Consider the following 24,694-nt stretch of genomic DNA (forward strand, 5'->3'; position numbering starts at 1 on the left):
TTTTGTAACAAATTGGAAACATTTGAGACTAATTTTAGTAAATCTTAAACATAACTTATGAATACATTTTCATTCAAATCAGTGTTTGCCGCTTCAATATTTTTGGCTGGAACTGCAGGCTGTTTTGCGCAAGACATTTTAGTAAATTCACTTAAACTAAATGCAAGCGACAAAAGTAAAGAGAACTTCAAATTTACAGAAGTAATTAACCTAGGAACAACATCGGTAAAATCTCAAGGATCATCTGGAACTTGCTGGAGCTACTCAACAAACTCATTCTTAGAGTCAGAAATGATTCGTTTAGGAAAACAGCCTGTTGAGCTTTCTCAAATTTATTCTGCAAGAAATGTGTATGTAGAAAAAGGAATTAACTATGTTCGTATGCACGGAGCAATTACGCTTGGAGATGGAGGAGCTCTTCACGATGTAATTAATATGTACAAAAAATACGGAACTGTGCCTAGAGAAGTTTACACAGGATTAAACTACGGAACAGACAAAAACAAATTTGCCGAAATGAGCGCTCTTATCGAAGGTGTTTTGGCAGCAGTGGTGAAAAACCCGAACGGAGAATTGACTCCAAACTGGCAAAAAGCATATTCTGCTGTTATTGATTCTTACTTAGGAAAAGTGCCAGAAAACTTTACATACAAAGGAAAAAACTATACGCCACAATCTTTTGCTAAAGAAGTAGTAGGAATTAACCCAGATGATTACGTAGAAATGTCTTCTTTTACAAATGCGCCTTACTACCAAAAAACAACTATGATGGTGCCAGACAACTGGTCATTGGATCAAGTTTACAACGTAAAATTGAACGATATGACAGACGTTATCGACAATGCGCTTAAAAAAGGATATACTGTAGCTTGGGCAACAGATGTTAGCGAAAAAAGCTTTAGCTGGAAAAACGGTGTAGCTTACGTAGCATCTAAAAAATTCGACGATATGACGGCTGAGGAAAAAGCAGACATGTTTAACGGACCAAAAGCTGAACCAGAAATTACTCCAGAAATGCGTCAGGCAGCGTTTGATAACTACACAACAACAGACGACCACGGAATGCACATTATTGGTCTTGCAAAAGATCAAACTGGAAAAGAATACTATATCGTAAAAAATTCTTGGGGAGAAACAAACGACTACAAAGGTTTCTTGTTTGTAACTAAGAACTTCGTAAAATATAAAACTACTGCTTTACTAGTAAACAAAGGAGGAATTCCTGCTGAAATTGCTAAGAAATTAGGGGTTTAATTATCCTGAGAGTTTTAAGAAAATAGAAAAGCGCCGTAATCTTTGGATTGTGGCGCTTCTTTAGTTAGATTATATTTTAATTCCATCGAATTCTATGGAATTACATTAGGTATCAAATCTTTTAAATAATCTGGCACATAATTTATTGATTGAATTTTACCTGATTCAATGGATAATACATAAGAAGGTTGTTCCTTATATGCAGAAGAATCATATAGGTCAACATAATCAAAATGATCGAAGAATTTATTGAGATTAGCATATCCATCTTGATAACGCCTTTCAATTTCATTTTCAGGAACAAAATGTCCCCCATTCTCTACACGAATAGCAACTCTTTTCTTTGCCTCTTGAATTGAATTTAGGCATAGAAAAATAAGTTGTAAGTCATATCCATTATTTTTAAAAATATCAGGCCAGTGAAGAGGAGTTGAATTGAAATTAGTTTCATAACAAAAACTAGATTTATTGGCAATAGCGGTTTTAATTTGATTTTCCAATTCATTAAATGCTAAGCTGTGAGCCATTTCTTCTCTTACATCTGAATCAAATAAAGAGTTATAAAATTTTAAAAAATAGAAATCGTAATCAAAAGGAGTAAACTTTTCAGGAGAAAGCACTTTAGAAAAAGTAGATTTTCCAGAGCCATTGCATCCAGCAATAACTGTTAAAATAGGTTTAGACATTCTTGAATTGAGGAGCTACTGGAGGATTTTTTTGATTTTTTCCTAAAGCTATATTTCTTTCATAAACAGCCACTTGCTTCTTTACAGAAGGCATAACTTTACTCATTTGCTTTAAAGCAAATTGCACTCTTTCGGATGTGTTAGAAATATCTTTCATAATAATGCAAATTTACAAAAAACAAATGAAAGATTTATATAATGTAAATTTCGAACTGTTTTTTTAGATTATTTCCCTTTCATCAACCTCTCCAAATACTCTACTTTATCCTTTTCAGCCTGAACCAAACGCTCATAAAGTTCCACAATTTTATCAATTGGGTTGAAAGTGCATTCTATTGCATTTGCATTAAAAATGCTATCAGTGATATCGTTGTCATATACATTATTGAAATAATTAACGACGCCTTCATCTGAGAAGCTTTTTATTGAATCAACAGAAACTCCTAAAGCTGTTGCAATGACGTTTAGTTTTTCATCGTCAACGGTTTCGCTTCCTTCAATATTAGAAATCGTCTGTTGGCTCATGCCAATAGCAATGGCAAGTGCTTCTTGTTTCATTCCTCTAAGCTCACGAATGCGGCTTATGTTTCTTCCGATATGTTTTGGTTTTGTGGCTGTGCTCATACTTCAAAGATATTAAAAATCCTTAAAAATTAAGATATTGGTAAAAGACTATCTTTTGTGGTGAATTACCAAATCTAATGTTTTGTTTGGATGTTTTAGATTATTTATTTCGCTGATGTAAAAATACAATTTTTCGTACAATAATTATTCGTAACCAAAATCATAAAATAAATGCCATGAAAACAGAAAACGAAAGCAATGCCAATGAGAACCAAATAATAGAATCGATAGCGAGATTGGTATCAGATATTGGTTTCGACGGAGAATATAAAAATCATCCAGAATACTTAACCGAGATTTTTGAGCATCTTCTAGAAACAGAATCAGGAGACAGCCGCTCCTTACGAATTAAAATGCTAAGCTGCATTAGAACCAGTAAAATGTTGGCAAAAGCATTAGAACCATTTTCAGACGAAGAAGTGCAAAAAGCCTGCGTTAAAATGATAAAGGCGTAAAAAGAAGTACTTTATCGGCTTTCTAAGTAATTCATGGTCAGAATAAAAGCTAACTAAAAGAAAATCAGTATCTTTAATGTGAGTTTTTTAATAGGAGCATTAATTTTATTCAAAAATCATGAAAAAGTATGAAGCAGTTTTATGTACACTTGCGTTCGTATTTTCTCTCGGCTGTTTTGCTCAGAGCACAAACAGTGCCTCTGCTTCTTCGGCACCAGGAAAAACGACATTATTGACGGACAGTCTCCCTACAGATGATATGGTTATACAATCGTATTATGTTGAGGAAAGAATAAATAAACTTTTTGGAGGTAGAATTATTACTTACCAAGTTTCAAAATTGGACATGGTCGATACTTACGATCTTGGTCCTAACAATACTAGAACCGTAATTCCGAATTACGTAAAAAGAAAACCTAAAGTTGCTCCAAATACAATAGAGACAAAAACGCTTGTTGCAAGTGCGAATGCTTCGGTAACGCCTGTTAAGGTAGAAGTTACACCTCCAGCCGCTACAAATACAAAATATGTAACCGTAAATATGGTGGATACTTACGAAAGAGTTATTGATAAAGGTTACAAATCTATCGATATGCTAAAAAAAGTAGCCGACCGTTTTTATTTTGAAGGCAATCTAACCGCAGCAGCGGGCTATTACACCCAATTATTTGACCAAGCCAAAGATTTGGATGTTATATATTATTACAGATACGCCCAGTCCTTAAAAGCAATAAATGAAGATGAAAAAGCAAATACTTTGATGAAAAGGTTTAAGAGCGAAACTTTGAGTATGAAATAGGGTTTTCTTTGTGTTTTTTTAACCGCAAAGTTCGCAAAGTTTTTTAACCGCAGAAAACGCTAAGATTTTACGCAAAGTTCGCTAAGGTTATTTTGAGATAAATCTAAAGATTAAGTTCGCAAAGCTTTATGAAGATAAAGCTCTGCGAGCTTTTTTTATTTTACCTGCAGTTTGTCATCCTGAGGAACGAAGGATCACACTCGCATATCGACAAAGATTGGCACCCTTTGCGATCTCTTTTATAGATTCCTATTAAGTCTCGAAAAAAAAACTCTTAGCGACCTCTGCGTAAATCTTAGCGCACTTTGCGTAAAGACCTTGCGCACTTTGCGGTTAAATAAGCAACTCTAAATATTGGAATTTGGAATTTTAAAACTTTGGAATTTGAACAAAAAAAAAGACGATCAAATTTGATCGTCTTTTTTTAAGCTCCCCCTCTTGGGCTCGAACCAAGGACCCTCTGATTAACAGTCAGATGCTCTAACCAACTGAGCTAAGGAGGAATCACCTTAAAAGGTTAATATGCTTGCTAAAAAAAGTTGCTCCCCCTCTTGGGCTCGAACCAAGGACCCTCTGATTAACAGTCAGATGCTCTAACCAACTGAGCTAAGGAGGAAAGTGTTGCTCTTTTTAGCGAGTGCAAATATAAAACTATTTTTAGTTTCTCAAAAACATTTTTACTCTTTTTTTGACTTTTTTTTACTTGCCTACAATGGCTTTGTAAATGTCGTTACCATTAGCAAATAGTAGCAGTGAAATAAGTAAAACAAAACCAACCATTTGCGCATTCTCTAGGAATTTATCGCTCGGTTTTTTGCCGCTTACAATTTCATATAATAAAAACATCACATGTCCACCATCAAGAGCCGGAATTGGCAATAAATTCATAACTCCAAGCATAATTGACAATAAAGCCGTGATTGACCAGAAAACTTCCCAGCTCCAAGAACTAGGGAAAATGTTGTAAATAGCCGCAAAACCACCCACTTGTTTGTAAGCTTTAGTTTCTGGATTAAAAATCATTTTCAATTGTTTTCCGTAACCTACTAATTGATCTTTTCCTTTTTGAAGACCAACTGGAATAGATTCGAAGAAACCATATTCTTTAGTGCTTATTTTATAGTATCCTAATTTCTCCAATGATTTCATATCCAAACCACCAGCAAAAACACCTAAAGTTCCTTCTGGAGAAACTTTCACAGTAAGAGGTATTTCTTTTAAATCACGTAAAACAACTGCAGAAATTGATTTTCCTTTATTAGCTAATAAAACAGCCTTTGCTTCATCAAAATATTTAACTTTTTGTCCGTTAAGAGAAAGAATCAAGTCTTTTGCTTTTAAATTTTGGTTTGGCGATTCTTCTCCAACTTTTCCAATTGCAAAAGGTCTACGGATGTCGATAAGCATTCCTTTTTCAGTTTTAGAAAGCTGATCCACAAAATCTGTTGGCATTGTAATAGTTTGCTGTTTTCCGTCTCTTTCGATCAAGATATGTTTAGCCATAATCACATTCATATTCATGTCGCTGTCAAAATTCTCAACAGCTTTTCCATCAATAGAAATAATTTTATCGCCCGTTTTAAAACCAGCTTTAAGCATAGCAGGATTTTCAATTGTAACACCATCTTTTAAGTCAGCATTTGCAATATAAGTATCTCCGTAAGCAAACGCCATTCCGATATAGATAATAAAAGCCAAGATAAAGTTTACAGTAACACCGCCAAGCATGATAATTAAACGCTGCCAAGCTGGTTTAGTACGAAATTCCCAAGGCTGAGGAGGCAGAGCCATTTGCTCTTTGTCCATACTTTCGTCAATCATTCCAGAAATTTTCACATAACCACCCAGTGGCAGCCATCCGATACCGTATTCTGTTTCTCCGATTTTCTTTTTGAAAAGTGAATATTTAACATCAAAAAACAAATAAAATTTTTCGACTCTAGTTTTAAACAATTTAGCAGGGATAAAATGCCCTAATTCATGAAGAATAATAAGTAAAGATAAACTCAATAGAAATTGAGACAGTTTGATAACTATATCCATTTGTTGTTTTTAATTCGTATTTAACGCACAAAAGTAGCGTTTTCTATTTTAATATAAGTATGCAAGATAGTGTTTAAGATTTTAAATGTTTGTTAATTAATAAACATTTCGATTTCTCGTTTTAACAAGATGCCGTAACTTTACTTTTCGAACACTGCCTTACTCAATTGGTAGTATAAAATCATTAAAAGTTACAAGTATATGGCAACGAAATTATTTTCTCCCTTTACCATAAAAAATATCACCTTAAAAAATAGAATTGCGATTTCGCCAATGTGCCAGTACTCTGCAATTGACGGCTTTGCAAACGATTGGCATTTGGTTCATTTAGGAAGCCGTGCCAGCGGAGGTGCCGGACTTATTATTCAAGAAGCCACAGCGGTTTCTCCTGAAGCCAGAATTTCTCCTGCCGATCTAGGAATTTGGAAGGATGAACATATCGAAAAACTAAAACAAATCAACTCCTTTATAGTTTCGCAGAATTCGATTCCCGGAATCCAGTTAGCGCACGCAGGAAGAAAAGCAAGTGTTTCGGCTCCGTGGTTGGGAAACAAAAAATTAGATTTCGCTCAAGGCGGATGGCAGACTGTTGCGCCAAGCGCGATTCCGTATCATGAAAACGAACCGTTTCTTCCAGAAGCTTTAGATAAAAACGGAATTCAGAAAGTAATCTCCGATTTTAAAACCGCGACAAAAAGAGTGGTTGAAGCAGGATATGAGGTTGTAGAAATTCATGCGGCTCATGGTTATTTACTGCATCAATTTTTATCTCCTCTTACAAACGTGAGAACAGACGAATATGGAGGAAGTTTCGAAAATAGAATCCGTTTTGCATTAGAAATTGTAGAAGCAGTCCAATCAGAATGGCCTTCAGATTTGCCATTGTTTGTTAGAATTTCGGCAACAGATTGGGCAGAAAACGGTTGGAATCCAGAAGAATCTGTACAGCTTTCTAAGATATTAAAAGAAAAAGGAGTAGATTTAATCGATGTTTCATCAGGCGGATTGGTTTCGCATCAGAAAATAACATTAGGGCCAGGCTATCAAGTCCCTTTTGCAGAAAAAATGAAAGCAGAAGCAGGAATTGCAACAGGAGCAGTCGGATTAATTACAGAAGCCAAACAAGCCGAAGAAATCTTAAATAAAAACCAAGCCGATTTGATTTTATTCGCCAGAGAATCTTTAAGAAATCCGAACTTGCCTTTAGATTTTGCCGCAACATTAAACGACGATATTCAATGGCCAAAACAATACGAAAGAGCTAAACTTTAAATATTTTTATTAGCCACGAATTGCACGAATTTCCACGAATTAAAAATTTTATGCGTACCGCGATTTGTGTTAATTCGTGCAATTCGTGGCAAACAAAAAAACTATACCAATGCAGAAGATAAAAACAGCACTATTATCATACGGAATGTCGGGGAAAGTTTTCCATGCTCCGTTTTTAGATATTCACGAAGGATTTGAATTATTAGGTTCTTGGGAAAGAAGTAAAAAATTAATTCAGGGAGATTATCCATACGTAAAAAGCTACGCTTCGCTAGACGAATTATTAAGCGATGATGTCGATTTGGTAATTGTAAATACGCCAGTTGGAACGCATTACGAATATGCCAAAAAAGTGCTTTTGGCAGGAAAACATGCTGTTGTAGAAAAAGCTTTTACAACAACGGCTGCAGAAGCAAAAGAATTGGCAAAAATTGCAAAAGAAAAAGGTTTAAAATTGGCTGTTTTCCAGAATAGAAGATGGGACAGCGATTTTAAGACCGTAAAAAAAGTAATCGACGGCGGCGTTTTAGGAGATTTAGTTGAAGCCGAATTTCATTTTGACCGTTATAATCCATTGTTAAGCCCAAAAGCACATAAAGAAACTGCCAATGACGGAGCTGGTGTTTTAAAAGATTTAGGTCCGCATATTATTGATCAGGCTATAAGTTTGTTCGGTTGTCCGAAAGCTGTTTTTGGAGACATTCGCGTAACGAGAGAAAATTCTGTTGTAGACGATTGGATCGATTTGACTTTGTTTTATTCTAATTTTAGAGTCCGTTTAAAAGCAGGTTTTTTTGTGAGAGAAGCCAATCCAGCCTACACACTTCACGGAAAAAAAGGTTCATTTTTAAAACCTCGTGGAGATATGCAGGAAGACGATTTGAAAGTTGGAAAAAAGCCAAACTTAGAATCTTGGGGAACTGAAGACGAAAGTTTGCAGGGACTTTTGCACACCGAAATTGACGGTAAAATTGTGCGAGAAAAAATCCCGACGCTTCAAGGCAATTATTTCAGTTTCTTTGATGGGGTTTATGATTCGATTGCAAACGATAAAAAAGAACCCGTTACCGCAGATGAAGGCGTTAAAGTAATGCAGGTTATAGAAGCTGCAATTGCGAGTAATGCACAACAAAAGGTAATAGGCATATCATAATCATTCCGTAGGAATGCCTGATCGGTAGCGATGCCCAGCAAAAGGGAATAGGTATACAATAATACATTCCGTAGGAATGTCTCGTTGGTAGAAAAAAATAATATTCGGAGGCATTTACGTTCCGTAGGAACGTTTGATTTTGATGCCATTTTTTAATAACCGAATGTATCAAACGTTCCTGTGGAACGTAAAAACATCGACAACGATATTTTTTTTTCTACCGATGAAATGTTCCTACGGAACAACGAAATGTAAATAGAACGGGGATATCTCAAAAATTGAGAATCCCCTTTTTTGTATATATAAAAAAATGAAACAAATTATGATTCTACTAAACCCGAAAAATTGTAATTTTAATAGGCTAAATTCAAATCAAAACCTTTGAATTTATAAACAATAACGTTGTATATTGTGTATAACCTTAGGCTTTATGCACTTTGACGAGCGTTTTTAGTATTTTTGACAACATTCCAATAAAAATTCAATATGCTGATAAACATTAATCCATTATCGCTTTTTCAGACCAAAGCAAAAATCAAGAAAGTATTTAGAGAAGCCAAAGCTTCCTATTTAAATCGCATTCGTTTTGCTGTCGGAATGTTTTATTTCGGAATGGGTTTAAGTTTTGCGACATGGGCCAGTAGAATTCCAGATATCAAAACGGCTTTGCATTTAACAGAAGGCGATTTGGGTTCTATACTTTTTGCGCTTCCGGTAGGACAATTGATTATTATGCCTTTTTCGGGTAAAATGGTTACCAAATTTGGAAGTCATCGCATTCTGATTTTCTCCTTGATAATGTATGTTTTGTGTCTTATTAATTTAGGTTTGGCGACAACATCGTTACAATTGTCATTAGGGTTATTTTTGTTTGGTGTGTTCGGAAATCTTGCCAATATTGCTGTAAATACGCAAGGCGTTTATACCGAAGTTTTATTTAAAAAAACAATTATGTCTTCGTTTCACGGAATGTGGAGTTTTGCAGGATTTACAGGTGCTTTGGTAGGTTTAGGAATGCTGGCTTTAAAATTGAGTCCGCTGCATCATTTTATAATTGTAGCTGGAATCGTTTTATTGATGGTAGCTTTTAACTTTAAATTTTTGGTTAGAGCCAAAGAAAAAAAGAAACCCAAAGAAGAAGGCAAAAAACTATTTGTAAAACCAGATACGGCTTTGCTTTGGCTAGGCGTTATCGGATTCTGCAGTATGGCGAGTGAAGGTGTTATGTTTGACTGGAGCGGAGTTTACTTTAAAGATATTGTAAAAGCGCCTGGACCATTGGTGGTTTTAGGTTATACATCTTTTATGATTATGATGGCGAGCGGAAGATTCTTAGGCGACGGATTAATCAATAAATTTGGTCGCGAGCGTGTCATGCAGATTAGCGGTGTTATGATTTCGGCTGGACTTTTTACGGCTGTTTTTCTTCCTTATATCATTCCGTGTACCATTGCTTTTATGTTTGTAGGTTTAGGTGTTGCTACAATTGTTCCTACAGTTTATAGTATTGCAGGTAAAAACCCGACTGTTCCAGCGGGCGAAGCTTTAACGATTGTTTCTAGCGTAAGTTTCCTTGGTTTCTTAATGGGGCCGCCTGTAATTGGGCACATTGCACAAAGTTTCGGATTGCAGTTTTCTTTTGCTTTTATCGGAATTTTTGGAGTGCTGATCGCTTTTATGGTTTCTAAAATTAGAACAGAGGCATAATAAATCACCTTTGTAAAATTGCCATTATTTAAATATTCTTTCAATAAATCAAAATAAACTTGAAAGAATTTACTTATAATTAAATAATTTGTTTACTTTTGAATTTCTAACTTAGACGTTAAAGGTTTAAGATTCTCTTTTTCCAAAAACCAATTTTATCTTTTGAATTAAGGATTATCAATCCTAAGAATATTTAAAAGTTAATAATAGGTTTTAATGGTAAAAAATTACGCATTCTTCTTTATTTTTTTGTTCTTCAATTTTGCTTTTGCACAGCAGGAAATAACGGTTACAGGAATTGTTATCGATGCCCGAACGCAGAATCCGCTAGAAAATGTAGTGGTGACAATACAAAATACGGCTGTGATGCAGCTTACTTCAAAATCGGGAAAATTTGAACTTCATATATTTCCCAAAAAAGAGCAACTGCTTTTGCTTAGAAGTCAGGGATACAAAGATTTTCTTTTGAAAGTGAAGTCCAACGCTGGACAGAATATCAATCTTGGAACATTGCAATTAGAGGACGCTTATTCAGATGAGGTTCCTGCTGCATTAATCACTTTATCAGATAGCGATTTCTCAGAAGATAATAGTTCGTCTGAAATGACATCTGGACTTTTGCAATCGTCAAGAGATGCTTTTATGCAGGCAGCAGCATTCAATTGGGGACAAGCTAGATTTCGTATGCGTGGTTTAGACAGCGAAAATGCAATCACGATGCTCAACGGAATGGCAATGAACAAAATCTACGATGGAAGACCGCAATGGAGCAATTGGGGAGGTTTAAACAATGTACTTAGAAATCAGGAATTTTCAGTTGGAACAGCAGCTTCCAATTACACTTTTGGAGGAGTTTTAGGCACACAGCAGATTTTTACACGCGCTTCTTTGTATAGAAAAGGAGCGTCGCTCACGTTTTCAGGAAGCAATACTACTTATTTATGGCGAGCAAACGGAACTTATGCGTCAGGAATGAATGCTTCTGGATGGGCTTTTGTGGTTTCAGCTGGAAAACGCTGGGCTGACGAAGGTTATTTTGAAGGCACAAATTTCGATGCGGATTCTTTTTTTCTTAGTGTTGAAAAGAAATTAAATAAGAGAAATTCAATCAATTTTACAGGGTTTTATACGCCAAATTCACGAGGAAAAAACTCAGCGAACACTAGTGAAGTCACCGATTTAATGGGCGAAAAATACAATTCGTATTGGGGATTTCAGAACGGAGAAAAGAGAAATGCAAAAACAAAAAATGTAGAAGAGCCACTCTTTATGCTGAATCATTATTTTAAAATTGATGATAAAACCAATCTGAATTCTGCTATTATGTATCAATTCGGAAAGGTTGGAAACAGCAATATCGATTACCAAAATGCTGATAGTCCCGACCCTGTTTATTATAGGAAAATGCCAAGTTATTTTAGTTCGCTTTATGCTAAAGATCAAGGAGAGTTTTCGGGTGAATTTACTCCAGACTATGAAAATGCAGAAAAAAACAAAATAGCATTTTTAGCCAATTCGCAGATCAATTGGGACGAAATGTATTTTGCCAATCAAAAAATAGGACAAAATGGCTATGTGCCTGCGCAGAGCCATTATGTGCTGTATGAAGACAGAACAGATGATCGAACTTTTGCGGTAAATTCAAATCTGAATACACAGATAACCCCTAATATTTCTTTTGATGGCGGATTTACTTTTAAGAAATTAAAATCACATAATTTTCAGTATTTATTAGACCTTCTTGGCGGAGCGTATTTTGAAGATATCGACACTTTTTACAAAGGAAATCTTTCGCAATCAGATTTGTTGCATCCAAATCGTCAAGTTGGAGTTGGAGATATTTACGGATACAATTACAATTTATTGGCTAATACTTTAGATGTTTTTGCGCAGTTTAAATTTAGTTATAATAAAACAGAATTCTTCTTGGCTCAATCCTATTCCATGTCAGATTATCAAAGAGAAGGATTGTATCAAAATGGGTTGTATCCGACAAATTCATTGGGAAAAAGTGAGAAAGTGAATTTTGAGAATTTCGGTTTTAAAGGCGGTTTCACTTATAAAATTTCAGGAAAACAATTGTTGTTTTTTAATGCCGCACATTTTACAAGAGCGCCTTCACTGCGAAATACTTTTTCGAATTCACGATTGAATAATAATGTTGTGGATGGAATTGAAAGCGAAAATATCAGTAGTGCTGAGGCTAATTATGTATATCGTTCAGCAAAATTCAAATTGCGGTTAACAGCATATTATACCACAATTAAAAATACTTCGAAAACTTCTTATTTCTATGCCGAAGGAATTTTCGATAATGGCGCGGGTTATGATCCTACAAATGCATTTGTCAGTCAGACTTTAACCAATTTGGATAAGAAAAATACGGGAGCAGAATTAAGCTTTGAATATCAAATTTGGCCAACATTAAAAACAACTTTATCGGCAGCATTTGGAAATTACGTCTATAGCAGCAATCCAAATGTTATGATTGTAAACGATGCCAATAGAGCAAAAGAAGGAACGAAAACTACTTTTGATTTTGGACCCGCTTATTTAAAAAATTATAAACAGCCGGGAACTCCACAGCAGGCGTATTCATTTGGACTAGAATATCGCGATCCGAAGTTTTGGTGGATTGGTAGCAATATCAATTATTTGGCAGAGAGTTATATAGATGTTTCGCCAATTTCTAGAACATCTCAATTTTACATCAATCCGGCAAATGGTTTTCCTTTTCCTGAGGCAACTTCCGAAAGAGGGAATGAATTGCTAAAACAAGAAAAATTTCAACCTGTCATGTTGCTGAATTTTAACGGAGGAAAATCTTGGCGTATTCATAAAAAATATGTGGGACTTTTTGCCAGCGTAAATAATGTCTTGGATTTAATGTATAAAACCGGTGGTTTTGAACAGGCAAGAAATGCCAATTTTAGAGCATTGAATCAAGATGTTTCAAGCGGAACGCCATCTTTTGGCCCAAGATATTATTATGGTTATGGACGAACTTATTTTCTAAATCTTACAATCGGTTTATAAACTGAAAATTTATTTCTCATGAAAAAACTAATTTTACTTTTTGCACTATCTCTAATTAGTTGCAGTAAAGAAGTCGAAACCCCAGAATTAGCTTGCACGCAGCCAAATTTTACTGTAAATAAAAGCGTAGAAAAAGTCTATGAGCTTTCGGGTACTACAGCGAAACAATATTTGTATGACGACATTATAGAAGCTTACGTAGTTTCGAGTGACGAAGGTGGCAATTTTTTTAAGACTATTTCATTGCAGACAAAACAAACTGAAAAAGCGCCAGCAATTGGTTTTAGTGTTCCTATTGATGCAACAAATACCTATATTGATTATCGCGTAGGGAATAAAGTGTTTGTAAAACTGAAAAATCAATTTACAGATTTGTATTATGGCGGTTTAAGAATTGGAAGTTTGTATGTGAGTAATGCCGGTGACCCCACAATTGGAAGAATTTCTCAAAACGAATATAAAAATGTATTAAACGCTTCGTGCACAAATATAGACGAGAACCAGTTGGTTAAATCACTTTCTGTAGAAGAAGCTCTTTCAGATTCTAAACTAAATACATTAATCGAATTAAAAGATGTGGAATTTACCGAAGCAGCATTAGGACGTCATTACTTTGAAGAATCTAATAATGTTGGAGGTTCAACAAACTGGTATTTGAGAGATAAAACAGGAAATCAAGTTATTTTTAGAACCAGCAGTTATGCAAAATTTGCAGATCACGATGTTCCAGAAGGAAGTGGAAAAGTAAAGGGAATTCTAACCAAGTTCGGCACTGACTATCAATTTATGGTTCGATATGAAAGCGATATTGTGATGAACGGAAAAAGAAATACTCCATTTTTTTCAGAGGATTTTCAGTCGGTTAAAAACAATGTCAATTTTGCGCTTCCAGGCTGGAGTAATATTGTAGAAAAAGCCACAAAACTCTGGAAGAGTATGGTATATTCTGGAAATGGCTACGCAGAGTTTAACACTACAAGCACAACTGCAGCTGAGAATATAGCTTGGCTTGTTTCGCCTAAAATAAATCTAACAGGATATAAAAATGCTGTGCTTTCTTTTAGAAGCGCGCAACACGATTTAAAAGTCGATTCTCCGTTAAATACACTAGAAGTTTATGTCTCTACTAATTTTGATGGCGCAAGCGTGACCAAAGCAAAATGGACAAAACTGGAAGCAAAAGTTCCAACACTTTCAACTCCTGCGCGTGAGTTTATCAGTTCTGGAGGAATCGATCTTTCGGCTTATTCTGGAAACATAAATATTGCCTTTAAGTACATCGGATCCGGAAAAGACAAAACATTAAATGGTGCTTTTATGGTTGATGATATTAAGATATTTGGTGAAAAATAAGCGGTAATTTTTAAAAAGAAAATTAATAGGCTGAATTTTAGAGTATTATTGAAAAGTTTGTAGTTTTTGTATTTCAAATTGTTAAAATCTAATTGAATTTTGTATTTTGGTCGTCCCAAATCAATACAAAAACAAATATGAGAACCTACTTTATTGCCATCTTATGGATGGTGTTTCCTTTCTTGATGCACAGTCAAGACAACGTTAAGCTAAAGCAGATCAACATTGTAAAAACAAATTACCAAAACTCTAAAGACGGCGAAATTGTTAACAAAACAATGGTTTTTAAGGATGGTAAACTTCAAACCATAACCACTTCAGATGTTGTACAGCATTTTTATTACAACAAAAATGGTTTGTTAGACATGACGGTAAAAGATAAAGTAGGAAGCGACTGGAAAGAAGTGATCAATTATACTTACGATGCCGATAACAACATTACCAAATTTGTAAAAAAATATCAGGAAGGACCTAATTATATTACTAAAGTGGTTTCATTTGTTTATGAAGGAGCAAGAATAAAAGTAACCACAAAAAAGAGCACCAATCACCAAAATCTGGTAGACGATATTGAATATCTCGTAGAAAACGGAATTATTGTAAGACGTACTTCACGTGATAGAAACAAAGCAATTATTGGAAAGCTGGAATATGTTTATGTGAATGATAATGTGTCGAGACATAAAGGATTGGTTGGAGATAAAATCTCTAAATCTTATACTTACGATGATAAAAAATCGGTTGATCAGTTAATCGTTCAAAGTCTTTTTGGAGACAATTACAAAGTAATCGTTCCGATGATTTCGTATCATGAAGAAGAATTTGAGTTTGAATCTATTTCTTATAATAATGAGATGAATTTCAGCCCGTCATCAACAGCTTTAGTTGCGGTGAGTAGAAAATACAAATACAATAAATTAAACTATCCGATTTCTTGCTCTCAGATAGAAGAAAACGGAATTGTGAAAACGGAAAAAACTTTTATTTACGAATAAACGTTTTAAACTTAGACCATTTATTGAGTAAGTGGAACCTTGTTGAGTTTATCTTGACGGGTTCCATTTTTTTTTGCAGTTTATTCTGCTAATATAAATGTAAAAACAAAATTGTATAATTGATTGTAGCTGACAAATGATTAAATTTGCACCTTATTCAAGACTATGTTAGAAAAAGAAGTTATAAATTTTGAGCGAACAGTAATTGTTGGTATTGTAACTCAAAATCAAAGTGAAGAAAAACTAAATGAATATTTAGACGAATTGGAGTTTTTGACTTTTACCGCTGGAGGTGAAGTTATTAAACGCTTTTCGCAAAAAATGGAACGCCCTAATCCGAAAACTTTTGTGGGTACGGGGAAAATTGATGACATCAATCTTTTTGTAAAAGAAAACAAAATATCGACTGTAATTTTTGATGATGAGTTAACGCCGTCACAGCAGAAAAACATCTCAAGAATTATTGACTGTAAAATTCTAGACAGAACAAACTTAATTCTAGACATTTTTGCGCAGAGAGCCGAAACTTCCTATGCTAGAACGCAGGTAGAATTGGCACAATGTCAGTATTTGCTTCCGAGACTTTCTGGTTTATGGACACACCTTGAACGTCAAAAAGGGGGAATTGGTATGCGTGGACCTGGAGAAACAGAGATTGAAACCGATAGACGTATTGTTCGTGACAGAATTTCGTTATTGAAAGAGAAAATCAAAACGATCGACAAACAAATGAGCATTCAGCGAAGCAATCGCGGTGCAATGGTTCGTGTAGCTTTGGTTGGATATACCAATGTTGGAAAATCGACTTTGATGAATGCAATTGGTAAAAGCGATGTTTTTGTTGAGAATAAATTGTTTGCAACTTTAGATACAACCGTTAGAAAGGTGGTTATTAAAAATCTTCCTTTCTTACTTTCTGATACAGTTGGATTTATTCGAAAACTGCCAACACAATTGGTTGACTCTTTTAAAAGTACCTTAGATGAAGTTCGTGAAGCCGATTTATTGTTGCATGTCGTAGATATCTCGCATCCTGATTTTGAAGATCATATCGAATCTGTAAATAAGACTTTACAAGAGATCAAAAGCAACGACAAACCAACTATTATGGTTTTTAATAAAATCGATGCTTACAAACATCTTACGATCGATGAAGATGATTTGATTACAGAAAGAACCAGAAAACACTGGACACTTGACGAGTGGAAACAAACTTGGATGAGTAATGTAGGGCAGGATAAAGCGTTGTTTATTTCTGCCAGAAACAAAGAGAATTTCGAAGAATTTAGAGAAACGGTTTATGAAGCGGTTCGTCAGATTCATATTACGCGTTTTCCCTACAACAATTTCTTATATCCAGATTATAAGGATGCAGTTGAAAAAGATGAAGAAGAATAAAATAGAAACGGCTTTTGAGAAATCAAAAGCCGTTTTTTTATAATAAAATTGATTTTAGAAGTGTCGAATTTGACACCTTATGATTTAGTTTTGAATAATTAAAAACCAAAATTAATTCCTAAACCAAATACTTCTCTTGTCTGAAAGCCTTGAAAGGCATTGTCGTCATAGATTGCTTGGAAAGAAAAGTTTGCCGATAGAAATTTATTGACTTTCATGATAATGTTTAAAGAATAATTAATATCGACATTTTGCGGATCTTCTAAATAATTTGAATATAGATTTAGAGAGTTTTCTGCGGTCACGTTAGTCATAACGGCCAATTTGTAGTAGACAGAAGCATAGAATCCAAGTTCGTAACGCATACTTTTATTGGCATCGACACCAAAATAATATCCATCAGGATAAGGCAAGCCTGTTGCTGGATCGATAGCTGTAGTATACGCTTTGTCTACAAATGTGAATTTTGAAGTTAGTGGCGCAAAATTTATTTTAAGATTTTCATCTTTAGACCAATAAATACCAGGACCAGTAGTTAGATAACCTGGAGACATGAATTTGGTGTTTTCGGTTCTAATTTCTTTTCCGTTTGCGTCTTGTCCATAAATATAACCCGTTGTAAATTGTGTTCTGAAGTTTAAGAAATAAGAGTAATACCATTCTCCAAATGCTCTTTTTCCGACTATAGAATTGAATTCGAATCGATCGTCTGTTTTCTTCTCAAAATCAGCATTTTTGGTTTGAAGTAAACCATACGATGCAAGAACTTTATTATCCCAAGTTAAATCGTCCTTTTTGTAATTGAAGTCGTAATTGATTCCTAGCGTTCCAGAAAAACTATCTTCTCCTCCAGCAATCCAATTGTTGAAACTGGATTGGTTTAATAAAAGAGATACCGTTCCTTTTGCTTTCCAGCCGTCTTTTTCAATTGTGTCATTGATTTTTTTAACGGCTTTTTCGGTGTTTTGTGCTAGTTCTTTTTCGGTATTTTGAGCTTGTACAAATGTGAAATTTACTAAAATGAAAAGTAATGCGGTTAGCTTTCTCATAGTCTTTAGTTTAGAAGTGTATAATCAAATATACTAAAAACCAATGGAAAGTTAAGGGATGTTGTAGTTTTAATGCAGGTTATTTCTTAGATTCTTTGTATAAAGGCACTGCAGAACAAGCTTCGCCGTACATAATACTGCGGGCAAATGGCTGTAAATAATTTGTGGCCAAAATATAAGCTCGCATTGGAACCGGCTTTTTAGAACAGCCTTTTACAATGACCGGTTTGCCTTTGTAGGCAGAATAATCTATTTTGCTTAAAAGTTCTTCATAAAGGCTTGCGTCAAGATCTTCTATAGTTCCGTTTACTACTTTTTTAGCAAAAGGAGCCAGATGAACACCAACTAAAATTAATGCCCAAGCCGGAATAATCGCATCTGTACTGCAATGTACAGCAACATATTGATCTTGATATTGGGACCAATCGTGATTTTTAAGATGTTCTCTAAAGTCTTTTTCCTTTAATAAAAATCCTTCCAAAAGCCATTGCGAAATGTCAATTTGCACACGCATTCCTTTTGGGTAATAATCCTCAAGATCAAAAACTTCTAAAGCACTATTGGCAACTTTATTGATGATTTCTTCCATTTTTTAGTCTGAAAGTCGAAGGTCGAAAGTCATAAAGTCTCTAATCTTTGGACTTTATGACTTTCAACTTTATGACTATTTTTTAAAGCATTCCTAATTCTAATTTAGCTTCTTCGCTCATTAAATCTTTGCTCCAAGGTGGATCAAAAGTAATTTCAACATCAACATCTTTAATGTTTTCAATTGCTTTTACTTTTTCTTCTACTTCTCTTGGCAAGCTTTCTGCAACAGGGCAGTTTGGTGAAGTCAGCGTCATAAGGATTTTTACTTCGTAATCTGTATTTACCATTACGTCGTAAATTAATCCTAATTCGTAAATATCTACAGGAATCTCAGGATCGTAAATGCCTTTTAACACTCTTACGATTGATTCTCCTAATTCGTTTGTATCAATTTCTTGTTCCATTTTGTGTATTTGTTTTACCATTAAGAGATTAAGAAAATTAAGTTTTATAGTTTATTTAATTCCCTTCTAATTACTTAGAAAATTAAGCATAAAGCTTTATGAACCTTAATGCCTTAATGGTTTAAAATTTTTTAATTTTTGTTTTTTGCATCAAAAGCCAAAGCGTACATTTTGATGTTTTTTATCATCGAAACCAAACCGTTTGCTCGTGTTGCAGATAAATGTTCTTTTAAACCAATTTCGTCTATAAAATCAGTATCAGCTTCTAAGATATCTTTTGCTTTTTGATTAGAGAAAGCACGAATTAAAATTGCAATAATTCCTTTGGTCAAAATGGCATCGCTATCTGCTGTAAAAACAATTTTATCATCGTTTTGTTCGCCTTGCAACCAAACTTTAGATTGGCAGCCTTTGATTAAATTATCGTCGGTTTTGTATTCTTCTTTAATTAACGGAAGACTTTTTCCTAGCTCGATGATGTATTCATAACGCTGCATCCAGTCGTCGAACATTGAAAACTCGTCTATTATTTCGTCTTGTATTTCTTTTATTGTCATAATTATTCTTTAGAAAAATCAACTAATAAATTTACTAGTTTTTCGATTTCTTTTGGCGGAAAACCATTGTCGAAACCTGCAGTTTCGTATGTTTTTCCATCTTTAGTTATTTTTAAATTTCCTATCGCTGCGCCATCATAAGTTCGTTTGTCTGTTGGTGCTTTTAAGGTGGAAAGACTTTCTAAATTTACTTTTGAATATGCTGAAACAATCTCGTTCCATTTTGCATCATTAATTTTGCTTTTAACAGCTTCGGCGTTACGTTCTTTAACAATAGAAACCGATTTGTTTTGAACTACAATACTCTTGTAATAGCCTCTCGACATTGCAGAATATTCAATTTGAGTAGATTTCATGTCTGCTTTTTTTTGACTGCAGCATCCCGTAGCAATAAAAAGCGTCAGGAGCAATAATGATACTATTCGCATATAATTTGTTTTTTTTAGCTTAACATAGTTTGTGCTTTCTTAACTGCATCAACCATTGCGTCAATTTCTTCTTTTGTATTATAAAATGAAAATGAAGCACGAATTGTTCCCGGAATACAGAAAAAATTCATAATTGGTTGTGCGCAATGGTGTCCGGTTCTAACGGCAATACCTAATTTATCTATAATAGAACCAACATCATAAGGATGAATTCCATCAATATTAAACGAAACTACAGAAGCTTTATTTTTTGTGTTTCCGTAAATCCTAATGCCTTCAATTTCGTTAAGACGTTTTGTTGCGTGCTCCAACAATTCATTTTCATATTCATGAATTTTATCAAAACCGATTTCATTTAAATAATCAATTGCAGTCCCTAAAACAATTCCGCCAGCGATATTTGGAGTTCCTGCCTCAAATTTATGAGGAAGATCTGCGTAAGTTGTTTTTTCAAACGTAACTTCTTTAATCATTTCGCCACCACCTTGGTAAGGAGGAAGTTTGTTTAGCCAAGCTTCTTTTCCGTAAAGAATTCCTGTTCCTGTTGGACCGCACATTTTATGTCCTGAAAAAGCATAAAAATCACAATCTAATTCCTGAACATCTGGTTTTAAATGAGGAACAGCCTGCGCACCGTCAATTAAAACTGCAGAACCTACAGCATGAGCTTTGTCAATGATATATTTAATTGGATTGATAACACCCAATGCATTTGAAATATGATTTACAGTGACGATTTTCGTTTTATCCGATAGTAATTTATCAAATTCCTCAATGATTAATTCTCCATTGTCATCAATTGGAATTACTTTCAAAACAGCACCAGTTTTTTCGCATAACATTTGCCAAGGCACAATGTTACTGTGGTGTTCCAAAGAAGAAACGACAACTTCGTCACCAGGTTTTAAAATTGAAGCAAATCCGTTTGCAACTAAGTTAATTCCGTGAGTTGTTCCAGAAGTAAAAAGCACTTCGTGAGCATGTTTTGCGTTTATATGGTCTTTTACTTTTCCGCGAGCAACCTCGTAAGCATCAGTTGCTAACTGGCTTAAAGTGTGAACGCCACGGTGAATGTTGGCATTGATTTCATTATAATATTTTACTTCAGCATCAATTACAACTTGTGGTTTTTGCGAAGTAGCTCCGTTGTCGAAATATACTAATGGCTTTCCGTTTACAGTTTGCGAAAGTATCGGGAAATCAGCTCTTATTTTTTGAATATCTAGCATGTCTTATTTAGAAAAAATCTATTTACAAAAGTACTAAAACTAAATTTGTTTATACAGGAATTCTATAATTTCCTTTTATGATACGATTGTCAGATGTTGCAAATACTGATTCCGTAAAAAATGATAGGATTTTCTGAATTATCCGAAACAGATTTCTAAATTGAGTTCTAAAATCGTGAACATAAATTATTTATATTGCAATAAAAATACTAACTCACCATGAAAAAATTTCTCAAAGTTCTTTTGCTTGTATTGGTTCTTGCTTTTTTGTATTTCGGATTTACGACCTATCCGAAGCTTGATTTGATTTCTGGTTTCTCGGCCAAAAGTGTTGCGTCAGGGCATTTTATTGACAATCGTCCGTTGGATTTAATTCAGAAAACCGACAATGATATCAATTTGGTTGATTTGGCTAAAAACTCAATCGATGACGCTGGAAAATTTGCTATTTCTTCTGTTTACGGATTGAAAGAAAGAAAAGCCATTTATCGAGAAGGTCTTGGGGCAACTTTGATTAACGATGATTTTGATATTACAAAACCATATCTGCTTCCAAAAAGAACAAAATTAGAAAATAATCTTCCTTTTCCATACGGAAATAATGAACCAAAAGATTCTGTTTTTGCGAATATTGATTATTCCAAATTGAAAAAAGCGGTTGATAATGCGTTTGATAAAACGGGAGGAAGAATTAAAAGAACTCGTGCAGTTGTGGTTTTATACAAAGATCATTTAATCGCCGAAAAATACGATACAGGTTTCAATAAAGACAGTAAAATTTTGGGTTGGTCGATGACCAAAAGTATAACAAGTTCGGCTTTTGGAGTTTTGGCTAAACAAGGAAAAATTGATATTTATAAACCTGCACCAGTTGCAGAATGGCAAAATGATGAACGAAAAAACATTACGCTCAACGATTTGCTTCACATGAATTCTGGTTTAGAATGGGAAGAAAATTACAGTACGATTTGCGATGCAACAAAAATGCTTTTTCAAGCCGAAGATATGGGAAAAGTGCAATTGGAAAAACCGGCTCAGTTCAAACCAAATACTCATTGGAATTATTCTTCAGGAACAACCAATTTATTGTCACTGATTTTAAGAAGACATTTTAAAACACAGCAAGAATATCTAGATTTTTGGTACAGTGCCGTAATCGACAAAATCGGAATGAACTCCATGATTGTTGAACAAGATATGTCTGGAACTTTCGTAGGTTCATCTTACGGATGGGCAACGCCAAGAGATTGGTCAAAATTCGGATTATTATACCTCAGAAAAGGAAATTGGAACGGAGAGCAAATCCTTGATGAAAGTTGGGTAAAATATACTGCAACTCCAACGAATACTTCGGAAGGTAAATATGGCGCACAATTCTGGCTAAATGCTGGAGGTAAATTCTCTGATGTTCCAAGAGATATGTTTTATTGCAGTGGATATCAAGGTCAAATGGTGGCGATTATTCCATCAAAAGATATGGTAATAGTGAGAATGGGAGTGAGAGAAGAAGAACCAGGATTTGATTTTAATGGGTTTTTGAAGGGGATTATTGAGAGTGTGAAGAAATAAATTTGTAATACATTTCGTTCTTTTTTGTAACTTGCTAAAAAAATATTAGTAATGAAGTCGTTTGATAACATATTTTTTATTGGTGGTATTCATGGAGTTGGAAAAGGAACTATTTGTAAAGAAATTGCTTATAAAAGTGAATTGATACATATAACGGCAAGTGAAGTTTTAAAATGGAGTGAAATAAGTTCTTCTGATAATAAGTTGGTAGAAAATATTTCTTCAACACAAGAAAAGTTAATTTTTGGATTAAATAATTTAGTCGATAGGGATAAAAAGTATTTACTTGATGGACATTTTTGTTTGCTGAATTCATTAAATGTTCCTTGCAAAATTGATGAAGAAACTTTTGATATTCTTAATCCAAGAGTGATTTCCATTGTTATAGATGATGTAGAAAAAATAGCAAAAAGACTAGAAAATCGAGATGATAAAAAATACGACATCAAAGTTTTGAGTGAATTACAGAATATGGAAATTGAATATGCAAAATATCTTTCGAGAAAGTATTCTGTTCCATTTATCGAGATTATGGATAATAATTATGAACAGTTATTAAATATCACTAGGTAATGAAAGTTTTGCTAGACACAAATATTATTATTCATAGAGAAGCAAATAAAATATATAAACCAGAAATTGGTCAACTTTTCAAATGGATAGATAATCTTAAATATTCAAAATACATTCATCCTCTGACTGTTGAAGAATTAAAAAGATATCAAGATCCAAATGCTCTCGACACTATAAGTATTAAAATCGAAAGCTATAATTTACTTAAACATCAAGCACCCTTAGGCGAAGAGATTCTAAAAATAAGTAAGAGAGTAGATAATCAAGAAAATGACATTAATGATACACAAATTCTAAACGAAGTTTATGAAGGCAGGGTTGATATATTAATTTCAGAAGACAAAAAGATACACACAAAAGCAAATTTATTAGGGATTTCGAATAAGATATTTAAAATTCAAACTTTTTTAGAGAAAGTAATAGCTGAACATCCTGAATTGGTTAATTATAAAGTTTTAGCTGTTAAGAAAGTTGATTTTGCGGAGGTTAATATTAATGACGAGTTTTTTGATAGTTTCAGACTTGATTATAAAGAATTCAATTCTTGGTTTAATAGTAAATCAGAAAACCCATGTTATGTTTGTTATAGTGATGGACATTTAACAGCATTTCTTTTTGTAAAGATTGAAAATGAAGAAGAAAATTATTCTAATATAAATCCTGTTTTTGAGCCAAAAAGACGATTGAAGATTGGAACTTTGAAAGTTACAGGGAATGGATATAAAATAGGAGAAAGATTTTTAAAAACTATTTTTGATAATGCAATTCAGTTTAAAGTTAAAGAGATTTATGTTACCCTTTTTACTAAAAGACCAGAGCAAGAACAATTAATCGACATGTTAGAGGAATGGGGTTTCGTCTATCATGGATTAAAAACAACAAAAAATGGAGACGAAAAAGTTTACATAAGGTCTTTTGAAAGAGAAACTCCAGTAAATCTGGAAAATCCAAAATTAACATTTCCATTTTTATCTAGAAAAACGGATAAATATATAATCAAAATTGAACCACAATATCATACTGAGCTTTTTCCAGATAGTATAAATACTAGGGAAGACATTAAGAAATATACAGAGAATGAGCCTCATAGAAATAGAATTAGTAAAGTATATATTTCGCATTCTTTTGATCGGAATTTGAAAACAGGTGATTTACTCATTATCTATCGTATGGGTGAAACTACTCCAAAAAAATATTCTAGTACCATTACTACTATTTGTATCGTTGAAAATGTGCAAAATAACTTTAATTCTTTTAAGGATTTTTTTGAAGCTTGCAATAGGCGGACAATGATTTCAAAAGAAGATTTGGAAACAAAATGGTGGAATAAATTTCCTAAAAACAGGCCATTTGTTATTAACTTTTTATATGCTCATTCTTTGCCGACTCCAAAACCAACTTTAGACGACTTGAATAAATTAGGTATTATTCCAGATATATTGAATATGCCTAGAGGATTTATTAAAATATCAAATGAGCAATTTAATGATTTGATTAAATTTGCATATAAACTATAACA

The 24,694-nt window shown here is 33.9% G+C and carries 23 protein-coding genes and 2 tRNA genes; 13 read left to right on the plus strand and 12 right to left on the minus strand.

What is annotated here, in order from left to right:
• Positions 1–57: 57 nt before the first annotated feature.
• Positions 58–1,254, plus strand: coding sequence for an aminopeptidase C (locus NU08_RS03625; RefSeq protein WP_129745902.1), 1,197 nt, complete (start codon positions 58–60; stop codon positions 1,252–1,254).
• Between the two features lie 92 nt (positions 1,255–1,346).
• On the opposite strand, the gene NU08_RS03630 is transcribed toward NU08_RS03625, so the two are convergent.
• The 3 genes from NU08_RS03630 to NU08_RS03635 form a co-directional block, all read right to left on the minus strand.
• Positions 1,347–1,940 carry a zeta toxin family protein gene (locus NU08_RS03630; RefSeq protein WP_129745903.1) on the minus strand — a complete coding sequence of 198 codons (594 nt, stop codon included), beginning with the start codon at positions 1,938–1,940 and terminating at the stop codon, positions 1,347–1,349.
• On the minus strand, positions 1,933–2,097 hold the full coding sequence (locus tag NU08_RS22235; RefSeq protein WP_165352402.1) for a hypothetical protein: 165 nt from the start codon (positions 2,095–2,097) through the stop codon (positions 1,933–1,935). Before NU08_RS22235 ends, NU08_RS03630 begins: the two co-directional genes overlap by 8 nt.
• A gap of 68 nt (positions 2,098–2,165) precedes the next feature.
• Positions 2,166–2,564 carry a helix-turn-helix domain-containing protein gene (locus tag NU08_RS03635; protein WP_129745904.1) on the minus strand — a complete coding sequence of 133 codons (399 nt, stop codon included), beginning with the start codon at positions 2,562–2,564 and terminating at the stop codon, positions 2,166–2,168.
• Positions 2,565–2,740: 176 nt separating this feature from the next.
• On the opposite strand from NU08_RS03635, the gene NU08_RS03640 reads away from it, so the two are divergent.
• Positions 2,741–3,019, plus strand: a complete 279-nt coding sequence (locus NU08_RS03640) for a hypothetical protein (RefSeq protein ID WP_129745905.1) — start codon at positions 2,741–2,743, stop codon at positions 3,017–3,019.
• Between the two features lie 118 nt (positions 3,020–3,137).
• Positions 3,138–3,818 carry a hypothetical protein gene (locus tag NU08_RS03645; RefSeq protein ID WP_129745906.1) on the plus strand — a complete coding sequence of 227 codons (681 nt, stop codon included), beginning with the start codon at positions 3,138–3,140 and terminating at the stop codon, positions 3,816–3,818.
• A 429-nt stretch (positions 3,819–4,247) separates the two neighbouring features.
• Here the strand turns inward: NU08_RS03645 and NU08_RS03650 are convergent.
• The 3 genes from NU08_RS03650 to rseP all read right to left on the minus strand — a co-directional run bounded on the left by NU08_RS03650 (position 4,248) and on the right by rseP (position 5,861).
• A tRNA-Asn gene (locus tag NU08_RS03650) sits at positions 4,248–4,321 on the minus strand.
• A 39-nt stretch (positions 4,322–4,360) separates the two neighbouring features.
• Positions 4,361–4,434 (minus strand) — tRNA-Asn (locus NU08_RS03655).
• 83 nt (positions 4,435–4,517) lie between these two features.
• Positions 4,518–5,861: an RIP metalloprotease RseP gene (gene rseP / locus NU08_RS03660; protein WP_129745907.1), complete on the minus strand. Its 1,344-nt coding sequence runs from the start codon at positions 5,859–5,861 to the stop codon at positions 4,518–4,520.
• A gap of 201 nt (positions 5,862–6,062) precedes the next feature.
• Between rseP and NU08_RS03665 the strand changes: the two genes are divergently transcribed.
• The 7 genes from NU08_RS03665 to hflX all read left to right on the plus strand — a co-directional run bounded on the left by NU08_RS03665 (position 6,063) and on the right by hflX (position 16,775).
• The gene (locus NU08_RS03665) at positions 6,063–7,133 is read left to right on the plus strand and encodes an NADH:flavin oxidoreductase/NADH oxidase (RefSeq protein WP_129745908.1); all 1,071 of its coding nucleotides are present in this window, start codon (positions 6,063–6,065) and stop codon (positions 7,131–7,133) included.
• Between the two features lie 109 nt (positions 7,134–7,242).
• Positions 7,243–8,286 (plus strand): Gfo/Idh/MocA family oxidoreductase, encoded by a 1,044-nt coding sequence (locus tag NU08_RS03670; protein WP_129745909.1) that lies wholly within the window; start codon positions 7,243–7,245, stop codon positions 8,284–8,286.
• Positions 8,287–8,772: 486 nt separating this feature from the next.
• Positions 8,773–9,993 carry an MFS transporter gene (locus tag NU08_RS03675; RefSeq protein WP_129745910.1) on the plus strand — a complete coding sequence of 407 codons (1,221 nt, stop codon included), beginning with the start codon at positions 8,773–8,775 and terminating at the stop codon, positions 9,991–9,993.
• Between the two features lie 216 nt (positions 9,994–10,209).
• The gene (locus NU08_RS03680) at positions 10,210–13,029 is read left to right on the plus strand and encodes a TonB-dependent receptor domain-containing protein (protein WP_129745911.1); all 2,820 of its coding nucleotides are present in this window, start codon (positions 10,210–10,212) and stop codon (positions 13,027–13,029) included.
• Positions 13,030–13,047: 18 nt separating this feature from the next.
• A complete protein-coding gene (locus NU08_RS03685) occupies positions 13,048–14,382 on the plus strand; it encodes a DUF5689 domain-containing protein (RefSeq protein ID WP_129745912.1) in 1,335 nt (444 codons plus the stop codon).
• Positions 14,383–14,519: 137 nt separating this feature from the next.
• A complete protein-coding gene (locus tag NU08_RS03690; RefSeq protein WP_129745913.1) occupies positions 14,520–15,377 on the plus strand; it encodes a hypothetical protein in 858 nt (285 codons plus the stop codon).
• A 165-nt stretch (positions 15,378–15,542) separates the two neighbouring features.
• The gene (hflX, locus tag NU08_RS03695; protein WP_129745914.1) at positions 15,543–16,775 is read left to right on the plus strand and encodes a GTPase HflX; all 1,233 of its coding nucleotides are present in this window, start codon (positions 15,543–15,545) and stop codon (positions 16,773–16,775) included.
• A 98-nt stretch (positions 16,776–16,873) separates the two neighbouring features.
• Here the strand turns inward: hflX and NU08_RS03700 are convergent, their stop codons facing one another.
• From NU08_RS03700 to NU08_RS03725, 6 genes are all read right to left on the minus strand, one after another.
• Positions 16,874–17,824: a DUF3078 domain-containing protein gene (locus NU08_RS03700; protein ID WP_129745915.1), complete on the minus strand. Its 951-nt coding sequence runs from the start codon at positions 17,822–17,824 to the stop codon at positions 16,874–16,876.
• 79 nt (positions 17,825–17,903) lie between these two features.
• Entirely contained in the window at positions 17,904–18,413 is a 510-nt protein-coding gene (locus NU08_RS03705) for a DUF2480 family protein (protein WP_129745916.1), read from the minus strand.
• An 82-nt stretch (positions 18,414–18,495) separates the two neighbouring features.
• Positions 18,496–18,819 carry an SUF system Fe-S cluster assembly protein gene (locus NU08_RS03710; protein ID WP_008466058.1) on the minus strand — a complete coding sequence of 108 codons (324 nt, stop codon included), beginning with the start codon at positions 18,817–18,819 and terminating at the stop codon, positions 18,496–18,498.
• A gap of 131 nt (positions 18,820–18,950) precedes the next feature.
• The gene (locus NU08_RS03715; RefSeq protein WP_012023259.1) at positions 18,951–19,376 is read right to left on the minus strand and encodes a SufE family protein; all 426 of its coding nucleotides are present in this window, start codon (positions 19,374–19,376) and stop codon (positions 18,951–18,953) included.
• A 2-nt stretch (positions 19,377–19,378) separates the two neighbouring features.
• Positions 19,379–19,732: a hypothetical protein gene (locus NU08_RS03720; protein WP_242502477.1), complete on the minus strand. Its 354-nt coding sequence runs from the start codon at positions 19,730–19,732 to the stop codon at positions 19,379–19,381.
• An 86-nt stretch (positions 19,733–19,818) separates the two neighbouring features.
• Complete coding sequence (locus NU08_RS03725) at positions 19,819–21,033, minus strand: aminotransferase class V-fold PLP-dependent enzyme (RefSeq protein ID WP_129745918.1); 1,215 nt, start codon at positions 21,031–21,033, stop codon at positions 19,819–19,821.
• Positions 21,034–21,252: 219 nt separating this feature from the next.
• Between NU08_RS03725 and NU08_RS03730 the strand changes: the two genes are divergently transcribed.
• Genes NU08_RS03730 through NU08_RS03740 form a run of 3 tightly spaced genes read left to right on the plus strand, consistent with a single transcriptional unit; the run spans position 21,253 to position 24,692 of the window.
• Positions 21,253–22,602 carry a serine hydrolase domain-containing protein gene (locus NU08_RS03730; protein WP_129745919.1) on the plus strand — a complete coding sequence of 450 codons (1,350 nt, stop codon included), beginning with the start codon at positions 21,253–21,255 and terminating at the stop codon, positions 22,600–22,602.
• Between the two features lie 51 nt (positions 22,603–22,653).
• Positions 22,654–23,175, plus strand: a complete 522-nt coding sequence (locus tag NU08_RS03735) for an ATP-binding protein (RefSeq protein ID WP_129745920.1) — start codon at positions 22,654–22,656, stop codon at positions 23,173–23,175.
• A complete protein-coding gene (locus tag NU08_RS03740) occupies positions 23,175–24,692 on the plus strand; it encodes a PIN domain-containing protein (protein ID WP_129745921.1) in 1,518 nt (505 codons plus the stop codon). The genes NU08_RS03735 and NU08_RS03740 overlap by 1 nt, the downstream gene beginning before the upstream one ends.
• Positions 24,693–24,694 lie beyond the last annotated feature (2 nt).

Source organism: Flavobacterium anhuiense, from assembly GCF_004151235.1.
GTDB lineage: Bacteria > Bacteroidota > Bacteroidia > Flavobacteriales > Flavobacteriaceae > Flavobacterium > Flavobacterium anhuiense_A.